At 59.5% G+C, this 19,815-nt stretch carries 8 protein-coding genes; all 8 read right to left on the bottom strand.

The features are described from left to right. Positions 1 to 222 precede the first annotated feature (222 nt). The 8 genes from ACZZ0G_RS20070 to flgH all read right to left on the bottom strand — a co-directional run bounded on the left by ACZZ0G_RS20070 (position 223) and on the right by flgH (position 19,792). Complete coding sequence (locus ACZZ0G_RS20070) at positions 223 to 3,315, bottom strand: beta strand repeat-containing protein (RefSeq protein WP_463557276.1); 3,093 nt, start codon at positions 3,313 to 3,315, stop codon at positions 223 to 225. Between the two features lie 222 nt (positions 3,316 to 3,537). Continuing rightward, a complete protein-coding gene (locus tag ACZZ0G_RS20065) occupies positions 3,538 to 9,081 on the bottom strand; it encodes a beta strand repeat-containing protein (protein ID WP_463557275.1) in 5,544 nt (1,847 codons plus the stop codon). 226 nt (positions 9,082 to 9,307) lie between these two features. Further along, a complete protein-coding gene (locus tag ACZZ0G_RS20060; RefSeq protein WP_463557274.1) occupies positions 9,308 to 12,910 on the bottom strand; it encodes a glycosyltransferase in 3,603 nt (1,200 codons plus the stop codon). Between the two features lie 114 nt (positions 12,911 to 13,024). Beyond that, positions 13,025 to 14,593 carry a flagellar hook-associated protein 3 gene (locus ACZZ0G_RS20055; protein ID WP_463557273.1) on the bottom strand — a complete coding sequence of 523 codons (1,569 nt, stop codon included), beginning with the start codon at positions 14,591 to 14,593 and terminating at the stop codon, positions 13,025 to 13,027. Between the two features lie 13 nt (positions 14,594 to 14,606). Next, positions 14,607 to 16,652, bottom strand: a complete 2,046-nt coding sequence (gene flgK / locus ACZZ0G_RS20050) for a flagellar hook-associated protein FlgK (RefSeq protein ID WP_463557272.1) — start codon at positions 16,650 to 16,652, stop codon at positions 14,607 to 14,609. A 24-nt stretch (positions 16,653 to 16,676) separates the two neighbouring features. Next, positions 16,677 to 17,969 (bottom strand): flagellar assembly peptidoglycan hydrolase FlgJ, encoded by a 1,293-nt coding sequence (gene flgJ, locus ACZZ0G_RS20045; protein ID WP_463557271.1) that lies wholly within the window; start codon positions 17,967 to 17,969, stop codon positions 16,677 to 16,679. A gap of 11 nt (positions 17,970 to 17,980) precedes the next feature. Further along, positions 17,981 to 19,069, bottom strand: a complete 1,089-nt coding sequence (locus ACZZ0G_RS20040) for a flagellar basal body P-ring protein FlgI (RefSeq protein ID WP_064119566.1) — start codon at positions 19,067 to 19,069, stop codon at positions 17,981 to 17,983. Between the two features lie 27 nt (positions 19,070 to 19,096). After that, positions 19,097 to 19,792 (bottom strand): flagellar basal body L-ring protein FlgH, encoded by a 696-nt coding sequence (flgH, locus tag ACZZ0G_RS20035; RefSeq protein ID WP_158830659.1) that lies wholly within the window; start codon positions 19,790 to 19,792, stop codon positions 19,097 to 19,099. Between the last annotated feature and the right edge of the window lie 23 nt (positions 19,793 to 19,815).

Below are 19,815 nucleotides of genomic sequence, written 5' to 3'. Positions count from 1 at the left end.
AACGTTAAAGACTTACGAATGTGTTGCTATCGACAGAAAAGGGTCGCAGCTTGAGGCTGCGCAAAAAAATGTATCAAAACGGCTGCAAAGACGAATTTCAAAAAAACAGGCGACTCGAAAGTCGCCTGTTTTTTTTGGTAAACCCGAATGATAACTATCAGGTTCGCCCTCCTGCCTGCACCTTCAATCCCGTTGCAGGATCGACAGTGCTCGATTCAGCGATCAACCAAACATGGCAAACGCATCGTTATTGGCTGGCAGGTTGATGATTTGCCCGTTCGCCGTTTGAATTTGCTCGATGGTGTCGAAGCCGGCGTACCAACCCTTCAGCTGCACACCTTCCTGCGGCGTCGTGCCCGGAGCAAAACTCGAACGGTGCAGATACAGATCATCACCGACACGATCAATCAACAGTTCTGAACTGCTGATATACGACAGCACCAGTTTGTCCTCGCGGCTCGCGCCGTCATCCTGGATGGTCACCAGACCCGGGGTGCCGATTGTGTAAAGGTCGTTATCCTCGCCACCGTTGGCAAAACCGCTGGACTTCAACACCAGTTGATCTTTCCCTGCACCGCCAAACAATGCAAAGCCCAAGCCTGTACCGGTCAGCAGATCACCGTCCTCGCCACCGTCTGCCATGCCGTGAACCACGGTGATGACATCGCCACCGGCCTCGCCATACACGCGGCTTCCCACATCATTACTTGCAGTGAAAATGGTGTCGTTGCCATTGCCGCCATAGATTGTGTCGGCCTGCGGCCCGTTGACCTGCCCGTCGAGGGAGAACGGCCCGATCGAGGAAACCAGTCCGCCGTAGAGGTAATCGTTGCCGTCACCACCGAAGATGATGTCATCTCCCAATCCGCCTTCCAGGTAGTTGATGCCAGCATCGCCGGTCAGGCTGTCATTGAGGTGACTGCCCACGACACGCTCGATATTGCGCAATACATCGCCTTGCGCATCGCCACCCTCGTTGATATTGGTCAGCAGGTTGATGCTCACCCCGCTAGTGCTGGTGATGTACATCGCCGTATCTTGTCCCTCGCGACCATCGATTACATCCGCACCCAGGCCTCCGATGAAAACATCAGCAAGTCGAGAACCTGACAACGTGTCATCGAAGTGGCTGCCCTGAAAGAATTCGATGTTGGCGAAAGTGTCGCCCGCGGCTTCTCCAGAGTTGACATTGCTGATCAGGTCGAGGGTGATTGCAGCGTCGGAAAACTCGTAACTGATCAGGTCCTGACCGAAGCCACCGTCAACGCCCATAGCGGCGGCGCCACCGTAGAAGATATCGTCGAGCCCCGAACCCTTGACCGCTTCGATACCGCTAAAGGTGTCCCCGGCACCGATACCGGAATAGACATTGGTTTTCAGGTTGATGACCATCGCCGCCGTGCTGTCGTTATAACTGACGATGTCATAACCGGCACCGCCGATGAATTGGTCGGCACCCGCGCCACCGTACAGCGTGTCGTTGCCCGAACCGCCGGTGATGACGTTGTCGCTGTCGTTGCCGTAACCGATAAAGGCTTTGTCGCCGATATAGGTCAGACGCTCGACGTTCGCCGCCAGCCGCGTGCCACTTGGATTGATCGCTGTTACACGCACCTCATCGTTGCCGCCCCCGGCCTGCTCGACGATGGTCGGCGTAACGCCGGTGTTGATGTAGTAGATGTCATCGCCCGCGCCACCTTCAAGGCGAATGGCTGTGGCGGTGTGGTCAGGGCCCGACGTCAGGACGTCGTTGAACGCTGAGCCGATCACGTTCTCGATGCCGGTCAAGGTGCTGCCCTCGGCATCCCCGCCCTTGCCGACCGCGCCAGTGCCGAAGCGAACTTCCACATTGACCCCGGCGCTGGAGGTCGAATAATCAACCGTATCGACACCGCCACCGCCATCGAACGCCATGCCACGACCGTCGCCGACAAACGTGTCGTTGAAGTTTGAGCCTTTGATCACTTCGATATCGGTGTAGGTGTCGCCTGCCGCGATCCCGGTATGCACACCGGTTTTCAGATTGATCGTGACAGCAGTCGATTTGCTGTCGGTGTAACCCACGGTGTCGATTCCAGCACCGCCGATGAACTGATCGGCGCCCGCGCCACCGTACAGCGTGTCGTTGCCCGAACCGCCGGTGATGACGTTGTCGCTGTCGTTGCCGTAACCGATAAAGGCTTTGTCGCCGATATAGGTCAGACGCTCGACGTTCGCCGCCAGCCGCGTGCCACTTGGATTGATCGCTGTTACACGCACCTCATCGTTGCCGCCACCGGCCTGTTCGACGATGGTCGGCGTAACGCCGGTGTTGATGTAGTAGATGTCATCGCCCGCGCCACCTTCCAGGCGAATGGCTGTGGCGGTGTGGTCAGGGCCCGACGTCAGGACGTCGTTGAACGCCGAGCCGATCACGTTCTCGATGCCGGTCAAGGTGCTGCCCTCGGCATCCCCGCCCTTGCCAACCGCGCCAGTGCCGAAGCGAACTTCCACATTGACCCCGGCGCTGGAGGTCGAATAATCAACCGTATCGACACCGCCGCCGCCATCGAACGCCATGCCACGACCGTCGCCGACAAACGTGTCGTTGAAGTTGGAGCCTTTGATCACTTCGATATCGGTGTAGGTGTCGCCTGCCGCGATCCCGGTATGCACACCGGTTTTCAGATTGATCGTGACAGCAGTCGATTTGCTGTCGGTGTAACCCACGGTGTCGATTCCAGCACCGCCGACGAACTGGTCGGCGCCCGCGCCACCGTACAGCGTGTCGTTGCCCGAACCGCCGGTGATGACGTTGTCGCTGTCGTTGCCGTAACCGATAAAGGCTTTGTCGCCGATATAGGTCAGACGCTCGACGTTCACCGCCAGCCGCGTGCCACTTGGATTGATCGCTGTTACACGCACCTCATCGTTGCCGCCACCGGCCTGCTCGACGATGGTCGGCGTAACGCCGGTGTTGATGTAGTAAATGTCATCGCCCGCGCCACCTTCCAGGCGAATGGCTGTGGCGGTGTGGTCAGGGCCCGACGTCAGGACGTCGTTGAACGCTGAGCCGATCACGTTCTCGATGCCGGTCAGAAGATCGCCTTCGGCATCCCCACCCTTGCCGACTGCTCCCGTACCGAAGCGAACCTCAACATTTACGCCGGCGTTCGAGTTCGAATAATCAACCGTATCGACACCAGAGCCACCATCGATCTTGTCCGCACCGCCGCTGCCCTTGATCACATCATTGCCACCCAAGGCGTTGATCTCGTCATCGCCACTGGTACCTGTCAGCGTATCCACGCCGTTTGTCCCGTTTATAACTGCCATTTACTTCTTCCTTGCCTTGTTGTTGAACCAGATACCATCAAATAACGCTGGGGTTAATCTTGTTTGAATCGTGCTTCGAGCTCATGACCGCGGTCATTTCATGCAAGACCAGAAGGGAAAATATCCACTTGAGACGAAACAAAAACAGGCGACACAAGGTCGCCTGTTTTCGTCACCCGATCTCTCCATCACAACCGGCATGGAAAGCATCGGGGTGCGCTATCAACCGAACATGGCAAACCCATCGCCATTGATCGGCAGAACATCACCGTTGGCAGCCTTGAAGTGTTCGATGGTGTTGCCACCCGCGAACCAGTCCTGCAATTTGACACCTTGCTGGGTTGGGTCGGACGGTGGGAAATATCCGTCGCTGAGGTACAGATCATCGCCAACCCGCGCCAGCTGCAACGTGTCAGCCGAGCGGATGTTATTCAGGATCAAGGTGTCATTGGTGCTGACCCCGTCATCGCGAATAGTCACCAGCAGGCTGGTGTTGACGATATAGGTATCATCCCCCTCGCCGCCGTTGGCAAAGCCGTCAGCAGGCGCTTTCCACGGGAACACGTCCTTGAGGCCAATGTTCAGCAAGTCATTGCCCGCGCCGCCAAGCAACACGAAGTTGTCGCCCGTGCCGGTCAGGGTGTCATTACCGTCACCACCGTCGGCCTTGCCATGAGCAACAATAATGGTGTCTCTGCCCGCCTCACCATAGGCTACGGTGCCAACGTCGTCGGCTGCACTGTAGATGTAGTCGTCGCCATTGCCGCCATACAGCAAGTCCGCCTGCGGCCCGCTGGAAATACCCGCCAGGCTGAACGGTGCGACCGGGGAAACCAGTCCGCCATACAGGGTGTCACTGCCACCACCGCCATACAGCACGTCATTGCCCAACCCGCCCTCCAGGAGGCTGCCGACCGCGCTGGCTGTGATCGTGTCGTTGAAGTGACTTCCCACCACGCGCTCGATATTAAGCAAGATATCGCCTTGCGCGTCCCCGCCCTGGTTTACGTTGGTAGTCAGGTTGATGTTCACGCCAGCAGAACTGTTGACGTACCACGCACTGTCGAACCCTTCACGCCCATCGATCCGGTCGGCACCGGCGCCACCGACAAAGATGTCAGTGTTGGCCGATCCGGACAATATGTCGTCGAAGTTGCTGCCCTGGTAAATTTCGAAACCGGCGAACGTGTCGCCAGCCGCGTCACCTGCGTTGGCATTGGTTTTCAGGTCAATGGTCACGGCGCTATCGGATTGCTCATAGCTGACCAGATCGACACCATCGGATCCATCCATGGCCATGGCTGTACCGGAGCCGATAAAGATATCGCCGACCTTGGAGCCGAGGAATCTTTCGATGCCTGAATACGTGTCACCCGCGGCAATTCCGGAATTTATCCCGGTCTTGAAGTTCAGGGTCACACCAACGGTGCTATCGGTATAACCGGCGGTGTCCATGCCCGCGCCGCCAATAAACTGGTCAGCGCCGTCACCACCGAACAACACGTCGTTGCCGATACCGCCAGTGATGATGTTGTCGATAGCATTGCCGTAACCGGTGAACGCGCCGGTGCCGGTGTAGGTCAGACGCTCGACGTTGGCGTTAAGGCCTTGCACACCATAGTTGGTGCGCACTTCATCATTGCCACCGCCCACTTGTTCGATGACCGTGCCTCCAGCACCGTTGATGATGTAAACATCATCGCCCGCGCCGCCCTCAAAGGTCGCCGTGAGCAGGTCAATGCTGAAGGTATCGTTGAATGCGGTACCGATGACCTTCTCGATGTTGATCAGGGTATCGCCTTCCGAATCGCCGCCAATGCCTGCACGGCCCGGAGTGTTGTAACGGATGTCGACGTTGATGCCGGCAGCCGAAGTCGAATAGTCCACAGTATCCATGTTGCCGAGGCTGCCATCGAAGGCGATGGCCCGGCTATCAGCGACGAAGGTGTCGTTGAAGTTCGAACCGCGGATGCCTTCGATGTCGGTGAAAGTGTCACCGGTAGCAATACCGCTGTGCACACCGGTCTTCAGGTTGACGGTCACGCCGACGGTGCTGTCGGTGTAGCCCGCGACGTCAAAACCGGCACCGCCGATAAACTGGTCTGCGCCAGCGCCACCGAACAACACGTCGTTGCCTATACCGCCGGTAATAATGTTATCGCTGGCATTGCCGTAACCGGTGAACGCGCCGGTGCCGGTGTAGGTCAGACGCTCGACGTTGGCGTTAAGGCCTTGCACACCATAGTTGGTGCGCACTTCATCATTGCCACCGCCCACCTGTTCGATGACCGTGCCTCCAGCACCATTGATGATGTAAACATCATCGCCCGCGCCGCCCTCAAAGGTCGCCGTGAGCAGGTCAATGCTGAAGGTATCGTTGAACGCGGAACCGATGACCTTCTCGATGTTGATCAGGGTATCGCCTTCCGAATCGCCGCCAATGCCTGCACGGCCCGGAGTGTTGTAACGGATGTCGACGTTGATGCCGGCAGCCGAAGTCGAATAGTCCACAGTATCCATGTTGCCGAGGCTGCCATCGAAGGCGATGGCCCGGCTATCAGCGACGAAGGTGTCGTTGAAGTTCGAACCGCGGATGCCTTCGATGTCGGTGAAAGTGTCACCGGTAGCAATACCGCTGTGCACACCGGTCTTCAGGTTGACGGTCACGCCGACGGTGCTGTCGGTGTAGCCCGCGATGTCGAAACCGGCACCGCCGATAAACTGGTCGGCGCCAGCGCCACCGAACAACACGTCATTGCCGATACCGCCGGTAATAATGTTATCGCTGGCATTGCCGTAACCGGTGAACGCGCCGGTGCCGGTGTAGGTCAGACGCTCGACGTTGGCGTTAAGGCCCTGCACACCATAGTTGGTGCGCACTTCATCATTGCCACCGCCCACCTGTTCGATGACCGTGCCTCCAGCACCATTGATGATGTAAACATCATCGCCCGCGCCGCCCTCAAAGGTCGCCGTGAGCAGGTCAATGCTGAAGGTATCGTTGAACGCGGAACCGATGACCTTCTCGATGTTGATCAGGGTATCGCCTTCCGAATCGCCGCCAATGCCTGCACGGCCCGGAGTGTTGTAACGGATGTCGACGTTGATGCCGGCAGCCGAAGTCGAATAGTCCACAGTATCCATGTTGCCGAGGCTGCCATCGAAGGCGATGGCCCGGCCATCAGCGACGAAGGTGTCGTTGAAGTTCGATCCGCGGATGCCTTCGATGTCGGTGAAAGTGTCACCGGTAGCAATACCGCTGTGCGCACCGGTCTTCAGGTTGACGGTCACGCCGACGGTGCTGTCGGTGTAGCCCGCGACGTCAAAACCGGCACCGCCGATAAACTGGTCTGCGCCAGCGCCACCGAACAACACGTCATTGCCCGCGCCGCCAGTGATGATGTTGTCGCTGGCGTTGCCGTAACCGATAAACGCGCCGGTACCGGTATAGGTCAGGCGCTCGACGTTGGCATTCAGAGCGATTTGACCGAAGGTGGTCCGCACTTCGTCGTTGCCGCCGCCCACCTGCTCGATGACCGTCGCATTGCCAGTGTTGAGGATGTACACGTCATCGCCCGCGCCACCTTCGAAGGTGGCCGAGATGGTATCGATGCTGAAGGTATCGTTGAAGGCCGAACCGATAACCTTCTCGATGTTGAACAGGGTATCGCCTTCGGAGTCGCCACCGATTCCGGCACGGCCTGGCACGGTGTAGCGGATGTCGACGTTGATCGCGGCCGCCGAAGTCGAGTAATCCACCGTGTCGATGCCTGTGCCGCCATCGAAGGCAATGGCCCGGCTATCGGCGACGAAGGTGTCGTTGTAGTTCGAACCTCGGATGCTTTCGATATCGACGAAAGTGTCACCCTTGGCAATCCCCGAGTTGACACCGGTCTTCAGGTTCACAGTCACGCCGACGGTGCTGTCGGTATAGCCCGCGATGTCGAAACCGGCACCGCCGATAAACTGGTCAGCGCCGTCACCACCAAACAGGGTGTCGTTGCCGATGCCGCCAGTAATGATGTTGTCGCTGGCGTTGCCGTAACCGGTGAACGCGCCGGTACCGGTGTAGGTCAGACGCTCGACGTTGGCATTCAGGCCTATCACGCCGTAGTTGGTGCGCACTTCATCATTGCCGCCGCCCACCTGTTCAATGACCGTCGCATTGCCAGTATTGAGTATGTACACGTCATCGCCCGCGCCACCTTCGAAGGTGGCCGAGATGGTATCGATGCTGAAAGTATCGTTGAACGCCGAACCGATAACCTTCTCGATGTTGAACAGGGTATCGCCTTCGGAGTCGCCACCGATGCCGGCACGGCCTGGCATGGTGTAGCGGATGTCGACGTTGATCGCGGCCGCCGAAGTCGAGTAATCCACCGTGTCGATGCCTGTGCCGCCATCGAAGGCAATGGCCCGGCTATCGGCGACGAAGGTGTCGTTGTAGTTCGAACCTCGGATGCTTTCGATATCGACGAAAGTGTCACCCTTGGCAATCCCCGAGTTGACGCCGGTCTTCAGGTTCACGGTCACGCCGACGGTGCTGTCGGTATAGCCCGCGATGTCAAAACCGGCACCGCCGATAAACTGGTCAGCGCCGTCACCACCAAACAGGGTGTCGTTGCCGATGCCGCCAGTAATGATGTTGTCGCTGGCATTGCCGTAACCGGTGAACGCGCCAGTACCGGTATAGGTCAGACGCTCGACGTTGGCGTTCAGGCCTATCACGCCATAGTTGGTGCGCACTTCATCATTGCCGCCGCCCACCTGCTCGATGACCGTCGCATTGCCAGTGTTGAGGATGTACACGTCATCGCCCGCGCCACCTTCGAAGGTCGCCGAGATGGAATCGATGCTGAAAGTATCGTTGAACGCCGAACCGATAACCTTCTCGATGTTGAACAGGGTATCGCCTTCGGAGTCGCCACCGATGCCGGCACGGCCTGGCATGGTGTAGCGGATGTCGACGTTGATCGCGGCCGCCGAAGTCGAGTAATCCACTGTGTCGATGCCTGTGCCGCCATCGAAGGCAATGGCCCGGCTATCGGCGACGAAGGTGTCGTTGTAGTTCGAACCTCGGATGCTTTCGATATCGACGAAAGTGTCACCCTTGGCAATCCCCGAGTTGACGCCGGTCTTCAGGTTCACGGTCACGCCGACGGTGCTGTCGGTATAGCCCGCGATGTCAAAACCGGCACCGCCGATAAACTGGTCAGCGCCGTCACCACCAAACAGGGTGTCGTTGCCGATGCCGCCAGTAATGATGTTGTCGCTGGCATTGCCGTAACCGGTGAACGCGCCAGTACCGGTATAGGTCAGACGCTCGACGTTGGCGTTCAGGCCTATCACGCCATAGTTGGTGCGCACTTCATCATTGCCGCCGCCCACCTGTTCGATGACCGTCGAGTTGCCACTGTTGAGGATGTAGACATCATCGCCCGCACCACCTTCGAAGGTCGCCGAGATGGAATCGATGCTGAAAGTATCGTTGAAGGCCGTACCAATGACCTTCTCGACGTTGAACAGAGTATCGCCTTCGGAGTCGCCACCGATGCCCGCACGCCCTGGGGTGGTGTAGCGAATATCGACGTTGATGCCTGCGGCAGACGCCGAGTAATCCACCGTGTCGATACCTGCACCGCCGTCGATCTTGTCCGCACCGGCACCACCCAGAATCAGGTCGTTTGCGCCGAGACCATTGATCTCATCATCACCACTGGTACCGATCAGCGTATCCGCGCCGTTTGTCCCATTAATAACAGCCATTACTTCTTCCTTGCCTTGTTGTGAACCGGTACCGGTTCGCGTGGCGATCACACGTCATCGCGGCGAACGATAAAGAACCATGAATGTGTTGATATCGACAGGAATGGATCGCAACTTGAGCCGTTGCAAAAAAATGTATTGGCGTTGATACAAATACGAATGCACGGAGCAAAAAAAAACAGGCGACTGCAAAGTCGCCTGTTTTTATGTAGCCGGAGCTGATCGATCAATCCGCCAGCCAGCCATGCTCCCAGTAACGCAGGTTATCGCCGCGCAACACGTAGTCGCGCAGCACCACTTCACGCAATTCGTCGCCCATGCGGTAGCTGGCGTCCGGGTCAGCCAGGTGCATGCGAATCGCCTGCAGCCACTCATCCGTAGTGTTGGTCTTGATCCGCGTGCACGGCAGGTAACCGCGGTAGGCCTCGGTGTCGGTGCAGATCACCGGGTAGCCGCAAGCGCCATACTCCAGCAGCCGCAGATTGCTCTTGCAGTCATTGAAGATGTGGAACTCCAGCGGCGCCAGAGCCAAATCAAGATTGAGGCTGGCCAGTTTCGCCGGATACGCATCGAGGCCGATCACGCCGTGGAACTCATGCATGTAAGGGCGCAGATCATCCGGGCACATGCCGAAAAATACCCAGTCGACTTCATCCGCCAGTTCGCGCACGACATCGGCAATCACCGCCAGGTCACCATGGTGACTGGTGCCGCCGCCCCAGCCGACGCGCGGTTTTTTCGAGGTGCGGCGCTGGCTGCGCAGGTTGCTCCAGAACTCTTTGGCCAACATGTTCGGCACCACACGGATGTCGTGATGCATGTCCGACAAGGCGTTGGCCAACGGCGCCGTCGAGACCACGACGCGGTCGCACAGGCCGATCGCACGGCGAACGATACGCTCCATCTCATGCTTGTCCGGCATGTTGCGGATGTGCGCGTTGCGATGGGGCACATCGATGACGTAGTCGTCCAGCTCATAGATGCGCCGGGCGTTGAAGTAATTGCACAGCAGCGGAATTTCGTTGACCGACGAGGCGGTGTAACGCCCCTGCAGAACGATCACATCAGGCGACATGCGCTCGATTTCAACTATCGGCGGCAGGTTCACGCTATAGCGAATCTGCCCCTGTACCCGACCTGCCGCTTCGAGTTCGATCAGCGGCTGCGTGATCCTATAGTGACCGACTGCGGTGGCGTTGAGCGGCAACCCGAGAATCTTCGGCAAGGTGCTATTGCTGAAAGGACTCCACCCGGCGCGCAGGCCTGGCTCGAGGGTGAAGCTCGAAGCGGTGTGCTTGTGCAGCGAAAGATTGGGATTGTAGGCAGGGTCGCGGGCAATGACCGGCAGCCAGCGCTTGAAGAACGTTTCTTCCTGCTGATTGTGCGAGACGCCCTCTTCATTGATGACCGCCTCGACGGGCTGTGCGCCCAGCGCCAGCACCGCATAAGGCGTCCACACCACAAGATAACCCTGACGGGCGACGCGCAGAGCCAGGTCCACTTCATGCAGCATGCGTGGCAGGCTCTGCTCGTCCAGCCCGTCAACCGCATCGAACACCGACTTGCGCACCATCAGGCAATCGGCGCCGACGGCACTCAGGTCCTGAACGGCCTGCAACCGGAACATATACCCGGACGACTGCATGGCCTGACCATAAAACGGCAGACCGGCCGGCCCCTGCAAACCGAGCACCAGCCCCGCATGCAACACATAGCCATCGGGGTTGAAGATCTTGGCACCGACGATGCCGACTTCCGGGCGCTGGGCGTGATTGAGCAACTCGTCGAGCCAGTCAGCCTGAGTAATCACGGTGTAGGGGTTGAGCAGCAGGACGTATTCGCCCCTGGCATGGCCAACGGCAAAGTTGCGCAATGCGGCGACGTTACCCTGCTGCGGATACGTCAGCACGCGCACCCGCTCGCTGCCCAGTTGCGCCATGCCGTCCAGCCAGGCACGGGCTTCGGCAGTTTCGCTGGCGTTGTCGACCAGCAACAGCTCGTACTCGCTATAGGCGGTTTTTTCCAGCAGGCTCTCGACACAGCGCTGCAAGGCTGCAATCTGATCGCGAGTGCAAAGGATGATCGAGACCAGCGGCCGATGGGCATGCCGGTAATCGACTCGATTGAGCAGCTCGACGCTGCCGCGACGCAGATCGTGGACGATGCCCAGGCGATCAAGATGCGCCGACAGCAATCGCGCGTTGTTATCTGTTACAGCGGGCAGCGACAACCACTGGGCCAGGTCGAAGGACGACTCAATGGCAATCTCGGCCAGATGCCCCACCACCTGAGTGCCTTGATCCTCAACCATGCGCCAGAGGATGTCGTGAGGCGCGAGTTCGGTAAACGTCGAGTCGAAGCCGCCGAGCGCCAGGAAGGTCTCGCGCCGGAACGCCAGGGCGCGGCCGACATACGGGTAGGTGCGCATCAGATCCAGGTTGAAATCAGGCTTGAATGCCGGTTCCGCCGACTCGCCCGCACGCAAACTGCCTTCATCGCTGTACAGACAGTGCAAAGCGCTGTTGAAGGCGATGCGCTCGGCCATCATCAGCAAGGCCGGGGCCACCAGACGATCACCGGCGCGCAGCAGATAAAACCAGTCGGCGCCTTCCAGTTGTGGCAGCAACTGGTTGATCTGTTGCAGCTGGTCGTCCTGTAACGGCAAATGGAACACACGCCCATCCAGTACCGGTTCAGCGCAGTCGCTGGACAGCACCAGTGTCAGTTCGGGCGGATAGATCTGCGCGGCGAGACTTGCCAGCGTGCGCTCCAGCGCCGCAGGACTGCCCTGCTCATCCACCACGATGGGCACGATGCGCGGAGTGGATGGCCAGCCCGCCAGGGTGTCGGGCAGCAATCTGCTCTGGACGTCACTGAGCCTGCGGCACTCCAGCCATTGCGAATAGAGTTCGGAAAAGCTCTGGCTGTCAGCGCCAACCTGCCAGATCTGGGCGCTCTGTTTGGTACCGAGCGTTCGGCTCAGCGGCAGTTCTATCCAGACGCGGGGCGACTCATCCGCTTTGGGCAATGGCACATAACGCGCCCACCCCTTCGCAGGCGCCGACTCTCCGCTGCGCGCCTCGAGCATCTGCAGCAGCCATTTCTGCTCGACCCCCAACGCATCCTTCATCGCTTGCTGGCTGCTCAGACGATCCGGATACAGGCGCTCGATACTTAACACATGATTGGAGATAACCACGTTGCCGCGTCGCAGCAAGCACACGAACAACGCAAAATCGAGGCTGGCGACAAAGCAGTGTTCAGGCTGGGTCAACGCCGGCAGTAACTCGACAATGTCGGCGCGACGGAACAAGGCATTACTGAAGCCACCGAGGAGGTTCGACGGGAACGTCTCGAACAGCGCCAGCAGATCATCACCTTTGAACAGGCCGCTGATCGGCGATAGTGGCGTGTTTTCCAGCCGTGAAGGCAGCACCATGTCGTCGGCATCCCAGAACAGACGCTGGGCCAGCACCAGATTGACCTCGTCATGCTCAACGAGCACTTGGGCCTGACGCTCGATGCAACTGGTGAACAGCTGATCGTCGTCGCACAGAAACTTGATGAATTCGCCCTGCGCCTGATCCAGGCAGACCTGCAGGTTGCCGACCATTCCCAGGGTATGCGGATTGCGCACGTAACGCACGGCAACCCCGCTCTGCTCGATCATCGCGGTGACAATGGCTTCGATTTCAGGGCCACGACTGTCGTCGCAGACAATGATTTCAAGATTGCCGTAACCCTGACTGACGGCGCTGCGCAATGCCCGCTCGAAGAAGCGCGGATTGAAGGCTGGTATGACAAGGCTGACAAGGGGAAGTGACTGCACGGCGGACTCGCTAGCGGCGGGAACCCGACCGGAACTGCGAGCCCTCTGAAACCGCGAAAAAAGACATTGAAAACTCAAGAGCCGAAGTTTCGGGCGCTTGCGCGCCCGTCACCGTCAGATCTTGTTGAACAGCCCCAACTGGCTGATCTTGCTGAACGCCAATTGCGCAGCCTGCAACATGGTCTGCTGCAAGGTCAGGCGAGTCATGACTTCGGCCGGATCGGAATCGCGGATCGAGCCTTGTGTCGTCGTGTTGGCAGTGCTCAGGCTGTCGTTGGTGACACTTTGCATATCCAGCGACTGGCCACGGGCACCGATCGACGTGACTGCGCTGCCAATCTGGTTGGTCGCGGCGTCGAGGTTGCCGATACCGGCTTCCATCGCGCCCTGCAGTTTTTGCTTGGCAACCGGGTCACCATCGATTGGCGTGTTCAGTGCGGTGATCATCTGGCCCAGAGTGTCGAGCACGTTCTGGGTCTGATGGTTGTTCGGCTGGATCGAAAACTGATCACCGCTCGCCGGGGCGCTACCCAGTGCGAACGTCACACCAGCCGCCGTCGCATTGCCACCGACCACAGTGCCCGAAGACACAGGCTTGCTGTCTGCCGTGACCGGCGCCGCGTACAGATCAAACGCGGTGGCGCTGGTGAACTTGAGAACCGCCCCACCCTGCGGGAACGCCGCGTTGTAGGCCGCCTGGTCGGTGATGCTGGAACCGGTGATCACCGCAGTCGACGGGTTGCCCGGACTGCGTGCGGTGGTGAACGTGTCCGGGGTCACCGCCAGCTGAAAGCTGTGACCGGCAATGACCGCGTCCGGGTTGGTGTCACCCGCCTTCAGGTTGATGTTCAACTGCATGTCAACGCCGCGGAAGCTGAAGCTCTGGTTGGCGCCGCTGGTGTTGCTGATCACGCCGTTCTTGCTGGCATCAGCGGTCACGTCGTTACCCAGCGCATCGGTGATTTTCATCTGTGTGCTGCTGACGAAACTGACGGTATACGGCTGGCCAGCGGTGAACTGGGCATTGTAGGTAGCTTCAGTGCCGACGGTGCCGTTGGACAGCACCACACGGCCATCATCCACTGCCGGAGCAGTCCGGGTGACGTTGGTGCGAGCGGTGTTGATGGTCTGCTGGAACGCATCCCAACCGGTGGTGTTGGTGCCGACCGACAGGCCATCGCCGATGCCCAGATTGATGGTGGTCTGGTCACCGTTGTAGCTGTAGCTGCCGTCGCTGTTTTGCGAATACGGAGCCGTGTCGGTTTTCGAACCGGAGAACAGGTAATTGCCGTTGGCATCCTTGGAGTTCATCAGGCCCAGCACTTGTTTCTGGATCTCGCCCAGCTCCGAAGCATAAGCCTGGCGGTCCTTGTCGGTGATCGTGCCGTTGTTGGCTGCCAGCGACAGCTCCTTGGCTCGCGACAACGCCGTGGTGATGGCGTCCAGCGTGGACTCCTGCACGGTCAACGCACTTTTGGTGGTGCTGATGTTGGTGGTGTACTGATCCAGCATCGCGGCCTGTTGGCCCAACTGCAGCAAACGACCGGCACCGACCGGATCATCGGAGGCATTGGTGATGCGCTGCAGGCTGCTCGCCTCGCTGGCGGTGGCAACAGCCTTGTTGAAGTTACGCTGATAGTCCGACGCTTGCGTGCCGTAATACTGGGCGGTGGAAATGCGCATGAATTACGACTCCTTAAAGGCTGTTGATCAGCGTGGCGAAAGTTTCCTGCGCAGCTTTGATGATCTGCGAAGACGCTGTGTAGTACTGCTGGTATTTGACCAGGTTGCCGGTTTCTTCATCCAGGTTGACCCCGGACAGCGAATCCCGCGCACCTTTGGCGTTATCCAGAATCGCCGTGGTCGCGGTGCTGTCGGACTTGCCTTGAGCGGTCTTGGTGCCGACGTTGGTCACCAGTTTGTTATAGGCATCGGTCAGGCTGATGCCCTTGCTCGCCGACCCAGTGTCGACGGTCTGTTTGGTCTGCAGGCCAACCAGCGCTTGCGCGTTGCGGTTGTCCGACGACGCCGCACCGGTCAGGTTCATGGTGAAGGTTTCGCCAGGCTTCGGCGTGCCGCCAATGGTGGTCTGCACGGAGAAGGTTTTCTGCACGTTCGGCGTGACGCTGGTGTCCATGACCGGATTGCCGCTGGCATCGACGATGCCGACTTTCAGGTCCAGCGTGTTCGATTGACCGGGAACGATGGTGCCACTGCTGATGAGGCCGCCCTTGGCATCCACAAAACTGTAAGACTGGCTGCCACCGCTGACGTCACCAAACACCAGCTTGACTGGCGTCGAATTCTTCAGCGCCGCCTGCATGTCGGCCTGAGCAGTCGGGCTGTAGATGTCGATCTTGTCGCTGAGCGTCGGCTGGGTGTAAGTCCCCAGACCGGCAGCGCTGGCCACGCCGGTCAACGGACCTGCCGCAGCGATTTTCTTCGGATCGGTGAGCACCGTCTGGATGCTCGCGGCCGCATTGCGGGTCGGGGTCACTTTGAAGCTGTCACCGGCGCTCAACGCACCACCCTTCAGCGCGAGGGTGAAACCGTCGATCACTGGCGGTGGATTGGTCGTGGTGCTGAAGGTGCCCAGATCGGTGCCGTCGGAACGCTTGACCGAGTAGTCGGTGGCGCTGGTGAACGTGATCTGATAATCGCTGGTGGTCAGCTTGCCGCTGTCCTTGATGGTGACGTCAAGGTTGCCCGAGCCTGCGCTGTTGCCATCCTTCGCGATGCTGCGCTGGCTGATCAGCGCGGCACTGTTGATGTTGTTGAACAACGCTGCGCCGAAGTCACCGTTTTTGTCGATACCCTGGGCTTGCTGGCTGTTGACCTGATCAGCAATCACCAGCGCCACTCGCCCCAATTCATTGAGCGACGGGTCCAGGACTTCTTTGCGATAGGTCAGCAGACCACCGATTTCGCCACCGCTGATCACCGAGGTGATGTCGATGGTGCTCGAACCGCGATCCATCTGGATGCCCATGCGCGATGGGTCATCCTTGAGCGGCACAGTGCTCAGGGAGTTGGCGGAGTTGCCAATGACCAGTGGCTGGCCGCTACCGACGTAGATGTCGAAGCTGGTGCCACGCTCGACGACCTGCGCGCCGGTCAGCTCGGACAGCTGGCGCACGGCTTCGTTACGGCTGTCGAGCAGATCGTTCGGCGCACCACCACTGGTGGAGATCTCGCCGATCTTCTGGTTCAGGTTGGCAATCGAGGTGGCCAGCTTGTTCACCTGAGCCGCCATGTCGCCAAGGCTGCCATTGATGGTGGTGTTCTGGTCGTTGAGCTGTTTGGCGAGGGAGTTGAAACGGCTGGTCAGCGCCTGCGCACCGGTCAGCACCGATTGACGGGAGGTGTCATCGGTCGCGGACGTCGACACGCCCTGCATCGAGGTGAAGAATTTTTGCAGTACACCGGTCAGGCCGGTGTTGGTGTCGGACAGCATGGAATCCAGCGGCGTGGCCTGAGCCAGGTACGAGGCCGCTTCGCTGTTGAGCGAGGTCGCCGTGTGCAGCTGGGATTCCAGGTAAGAGTTGTACACCCGACGCACATCAGCCAGGGTCGTACCCGTGCCGATGAAAACGCTGCCGTACTGTTGCGAGGATTTGGTGCCCTGCACGGTTTGCTGACGTGAATAACCGGCGGTGTCGACGTTGGCAATGTTGTTGCCTGTCGTAGCCAAAGAGGACTGGCTGGCCGACAGTCCCGACATCCCGATATTGAGCAAACTCATGGTTCAGACCTTATACCTTGTGCCTTATAAAGGCGTGGTGGATACACCCGCCGCAGCGTAGTTTTGGAAACTGTTCATCTGCTTGGCAATCTGCGAAATCTTGCTTGCGTAGTTCGGGTCGGTGGCGTAACCGGCCTTTTGCAACTCGCGTACAAACTGTTCTGGGTTATCGGCAGACTTCACGACATCTTGATAGCGATTATTGGACTGCAGCAAAGTCACCAGATCGTGGAAGCTGTCCTTGTACGAGGCGTAGGAACGGAACTCGGCCGTCTCCTTGACCATCTGCCCGTCGCGGAACTCACTGGTAATCGCCCGCGCCGAATCGCCCTTCCAGTTGCTGCTCGCCTTGATGCCGAACAGGTTGTGGCTGCTACTGCCATCCTGAGCACGCATGACCGACTTGCCCCAACCGGTTTCCAACGCCGCTTGTGCCACCAGATAACGTGGATCGACGCCGATGCGGTCGGCCGCTTCCTTGGCCATCGGCAGCATGGTGTTGACGAATTCGTCGGCGGAACTGAAGGCTTTCTTCGCGGGTGCCAGCGGAATCTGCGCCATGGCGCGACCGTAGACCTGCATTTGCCCGCCCGCGGCCTTTTCGGTCTCGGCACGCGCCAGCCAGTCGCCGTTGTACAGCGGACCGGCACCGGTTGAGGCGGCGGTCGTGGCGCGCTGCGGCAATTGCGTTGCCGCTGCCGGCGTGGCTGATGGCACTAGCCCGGCGAGCAAACGATCGGCCAGTTTCGGCGGCAAGGCCAGACGACGCTGGTTGATCATTTCCATGTCGTTGCGATGGGCGAGTTGCGTGTTCGGCGCACTCACCGAACGCGACGCCCACAATGGGCGCTCGCCATTGAGCCGCGACAACGGGCCGTTGGTAGCCACGGTGCCGGCGGCAACCGGTGTGACCACGGCCGCAGCTTTCGCCTTGGCTTCTTCCTGCTTGGCAGCCGACGCTGCAGCTGCCTCGCCCGGTGCCAGCGGTTTGTTCTTCGACATTTGACGCATCAGCACATCGGCCAGACCGATACCCCCGCCCTCGCGGGACATGGAAACGGCCAGTTGCTGATCGTACATTTCCTGATACTGCTTGGCCGCCGGCGTGTTCAGCGGATTGTCTTCGCCCAGGGCGTTGGTCGCCGAACGCATCGACTTGAGCATCTCACCAAGGAACAGCGATTCGAATTCCTGCGCCACTTTGCGCAGGTTCGCATCACTGTTCTTGTCGCCGACCTTGAGCTGGTTCAGGCGATTGAGGTCCGAGTAGGAACCCGAATCGCTGCTGCTGACCAGACCGCTTTTGCGCATATCCATAAGGGTCGGCCTCAGATCACTATCAGGTCGGCTTGCAACGCGCCGGCCTGCTTCAAGGCTTCGAGGATCGCCATCAAGTCACCCGGTGCCGCGCCGACCTGGTTCACCGCACGCACGATCTCGTCGAGGGTGGTGCCCGGGCCGAACTTGAACATCGGTTTGGCTTCCTGCTCGGCGTTTACACGCGAGCGCGGCACGACAGCGGTCTGGCCGTTTGACAGTGGACCTGGCTGGCTGACAATCGGATCTTCGGTGATGGTCACGGTCAGGCTGCCGTGGGTCACGGCGGCTGGCGAAACCTTGACGTTCTGACCGATAACGATGGTGCCGGTACGCGAGTTGATGATGACTTTCGCCACCGCCTGACCCGGATCGACTTCGAGGTTTTCCAGGATCGACAGGTAGTCGACGCGCTGGCTCGGATCAAGTGGCGCAGTGACACGAATCGAGCCGCCGTCGATGGCTTGTGCGACGCCAGGGCCGAGCATGTCGTTGATCTTGTCGACGATACGCTTGGCGGTGGTGAAGTCGGAGCGATTGAGGTTCAGCGTCAGGCTGTTGCCCTGGTTGAAACCGCTCGGCACCGAACGCTCCACCGACGCACCGCCGGGGATGCGACCGGCCGACGGAACGTTGACGGTGATCTTCGAACCGTCACGGCCTTCGGCGTCAAAACCGCCGACCACCAGGTTGCCCTGAGCGACCGCGTAGACGTTGCCGTCGATACCCTTGAGCGGGGTCAGCAACAGCGTGCCGCCGCGCAAGCTCTTGGAGTTACCGATCGAGGACACGGTAATGTCGACCTGCTGACCCGGCTTGGCGAACGCCGGCAAATCGGCACTGATCGACACCGCCGCGACGTTTTTCAACTGCACATTGCCCGATCCCGGCGGTACCTTGATGCCGAACTGCGAGAGCATGTTGTTGAAAGTCTGCAGGGTGAACGGGGTCTGCGTCGTCTGGTCGCCGGTGCCGTTAAGCCCGACCACCAGGCCGTAACCGATCAACTGGTTGGAACGCACGCCGGAAATGCTGGCGATGTCCTTCAACCGTTCGGCTTGTGCATTGAAGGCCGCCGACATCAACAGCGCGGCCACCATAAGGCTTTTCAGATTCAACGTAGCCACCTAGAAAGGGAACAGCGGGCTGAGGAAGAAACGGTCGAACCAGCCTGGCTGACTCGTATCGGCAAATGCGCCGGTACCCGAGTAGGTGATGCGTGCATCGGCGACCCGGGTCGACGACACGGTGTTGTCCGTGGCGATGTCATCGGCGCGCACCAGACCGGCGATGCGTACCAGTTCGTCACCGGTGTTCAGCGTCAGCCACTTCTCGCCACGCACAGCGATGATGCCGTTGGGCAGCACGTCAGCGACGGTCACGGTGATCGAACCGGTCAGGCTGTTGCTCTGCCCCGACTTGGCGTCGCCCTTGGTCGAGCGGTCGGCACTGTAGCCGGCGTTCAGACTCAGGTCGTTGCCGCCGATCGGGTTGTTGGTGGTCAGGCTGGAGCCGAACAACGAGGTCAGACCGATCTTGTTGTCGCTGTTCTTGTCCATCTGCGAATTGGCGTTCTTGCTCGCCTGCGTGCGCTCGTTCAGGGTGATGGTGATGATGTCACCGACCCGGAAAGCCTTGCGATCGCTGTACAGGTTCTGCTCGAAACCGGCCTGATAGATCGAGCCGTTATTGGCAGCAGCCGGCAGCGGCGTGCGCGGCAACACCGGGGCGTAGTAAGGGTCATTGGGCTTGGGCGTCGGGGCGACGCAGCCCGCGAGCGAGACGACCCCACTCAATGCCAGAACAGATACAAAGCGATTCATGACCCTACCTCACGGTGTTGCAG

The organism is Pseudomonas sp. AC169 (assembly GCF_979258515.1).
Note: the sequence above shows the minus strand (reverse complement) of the source record. Positions and strands in the feature narration are given on the sequence as shown.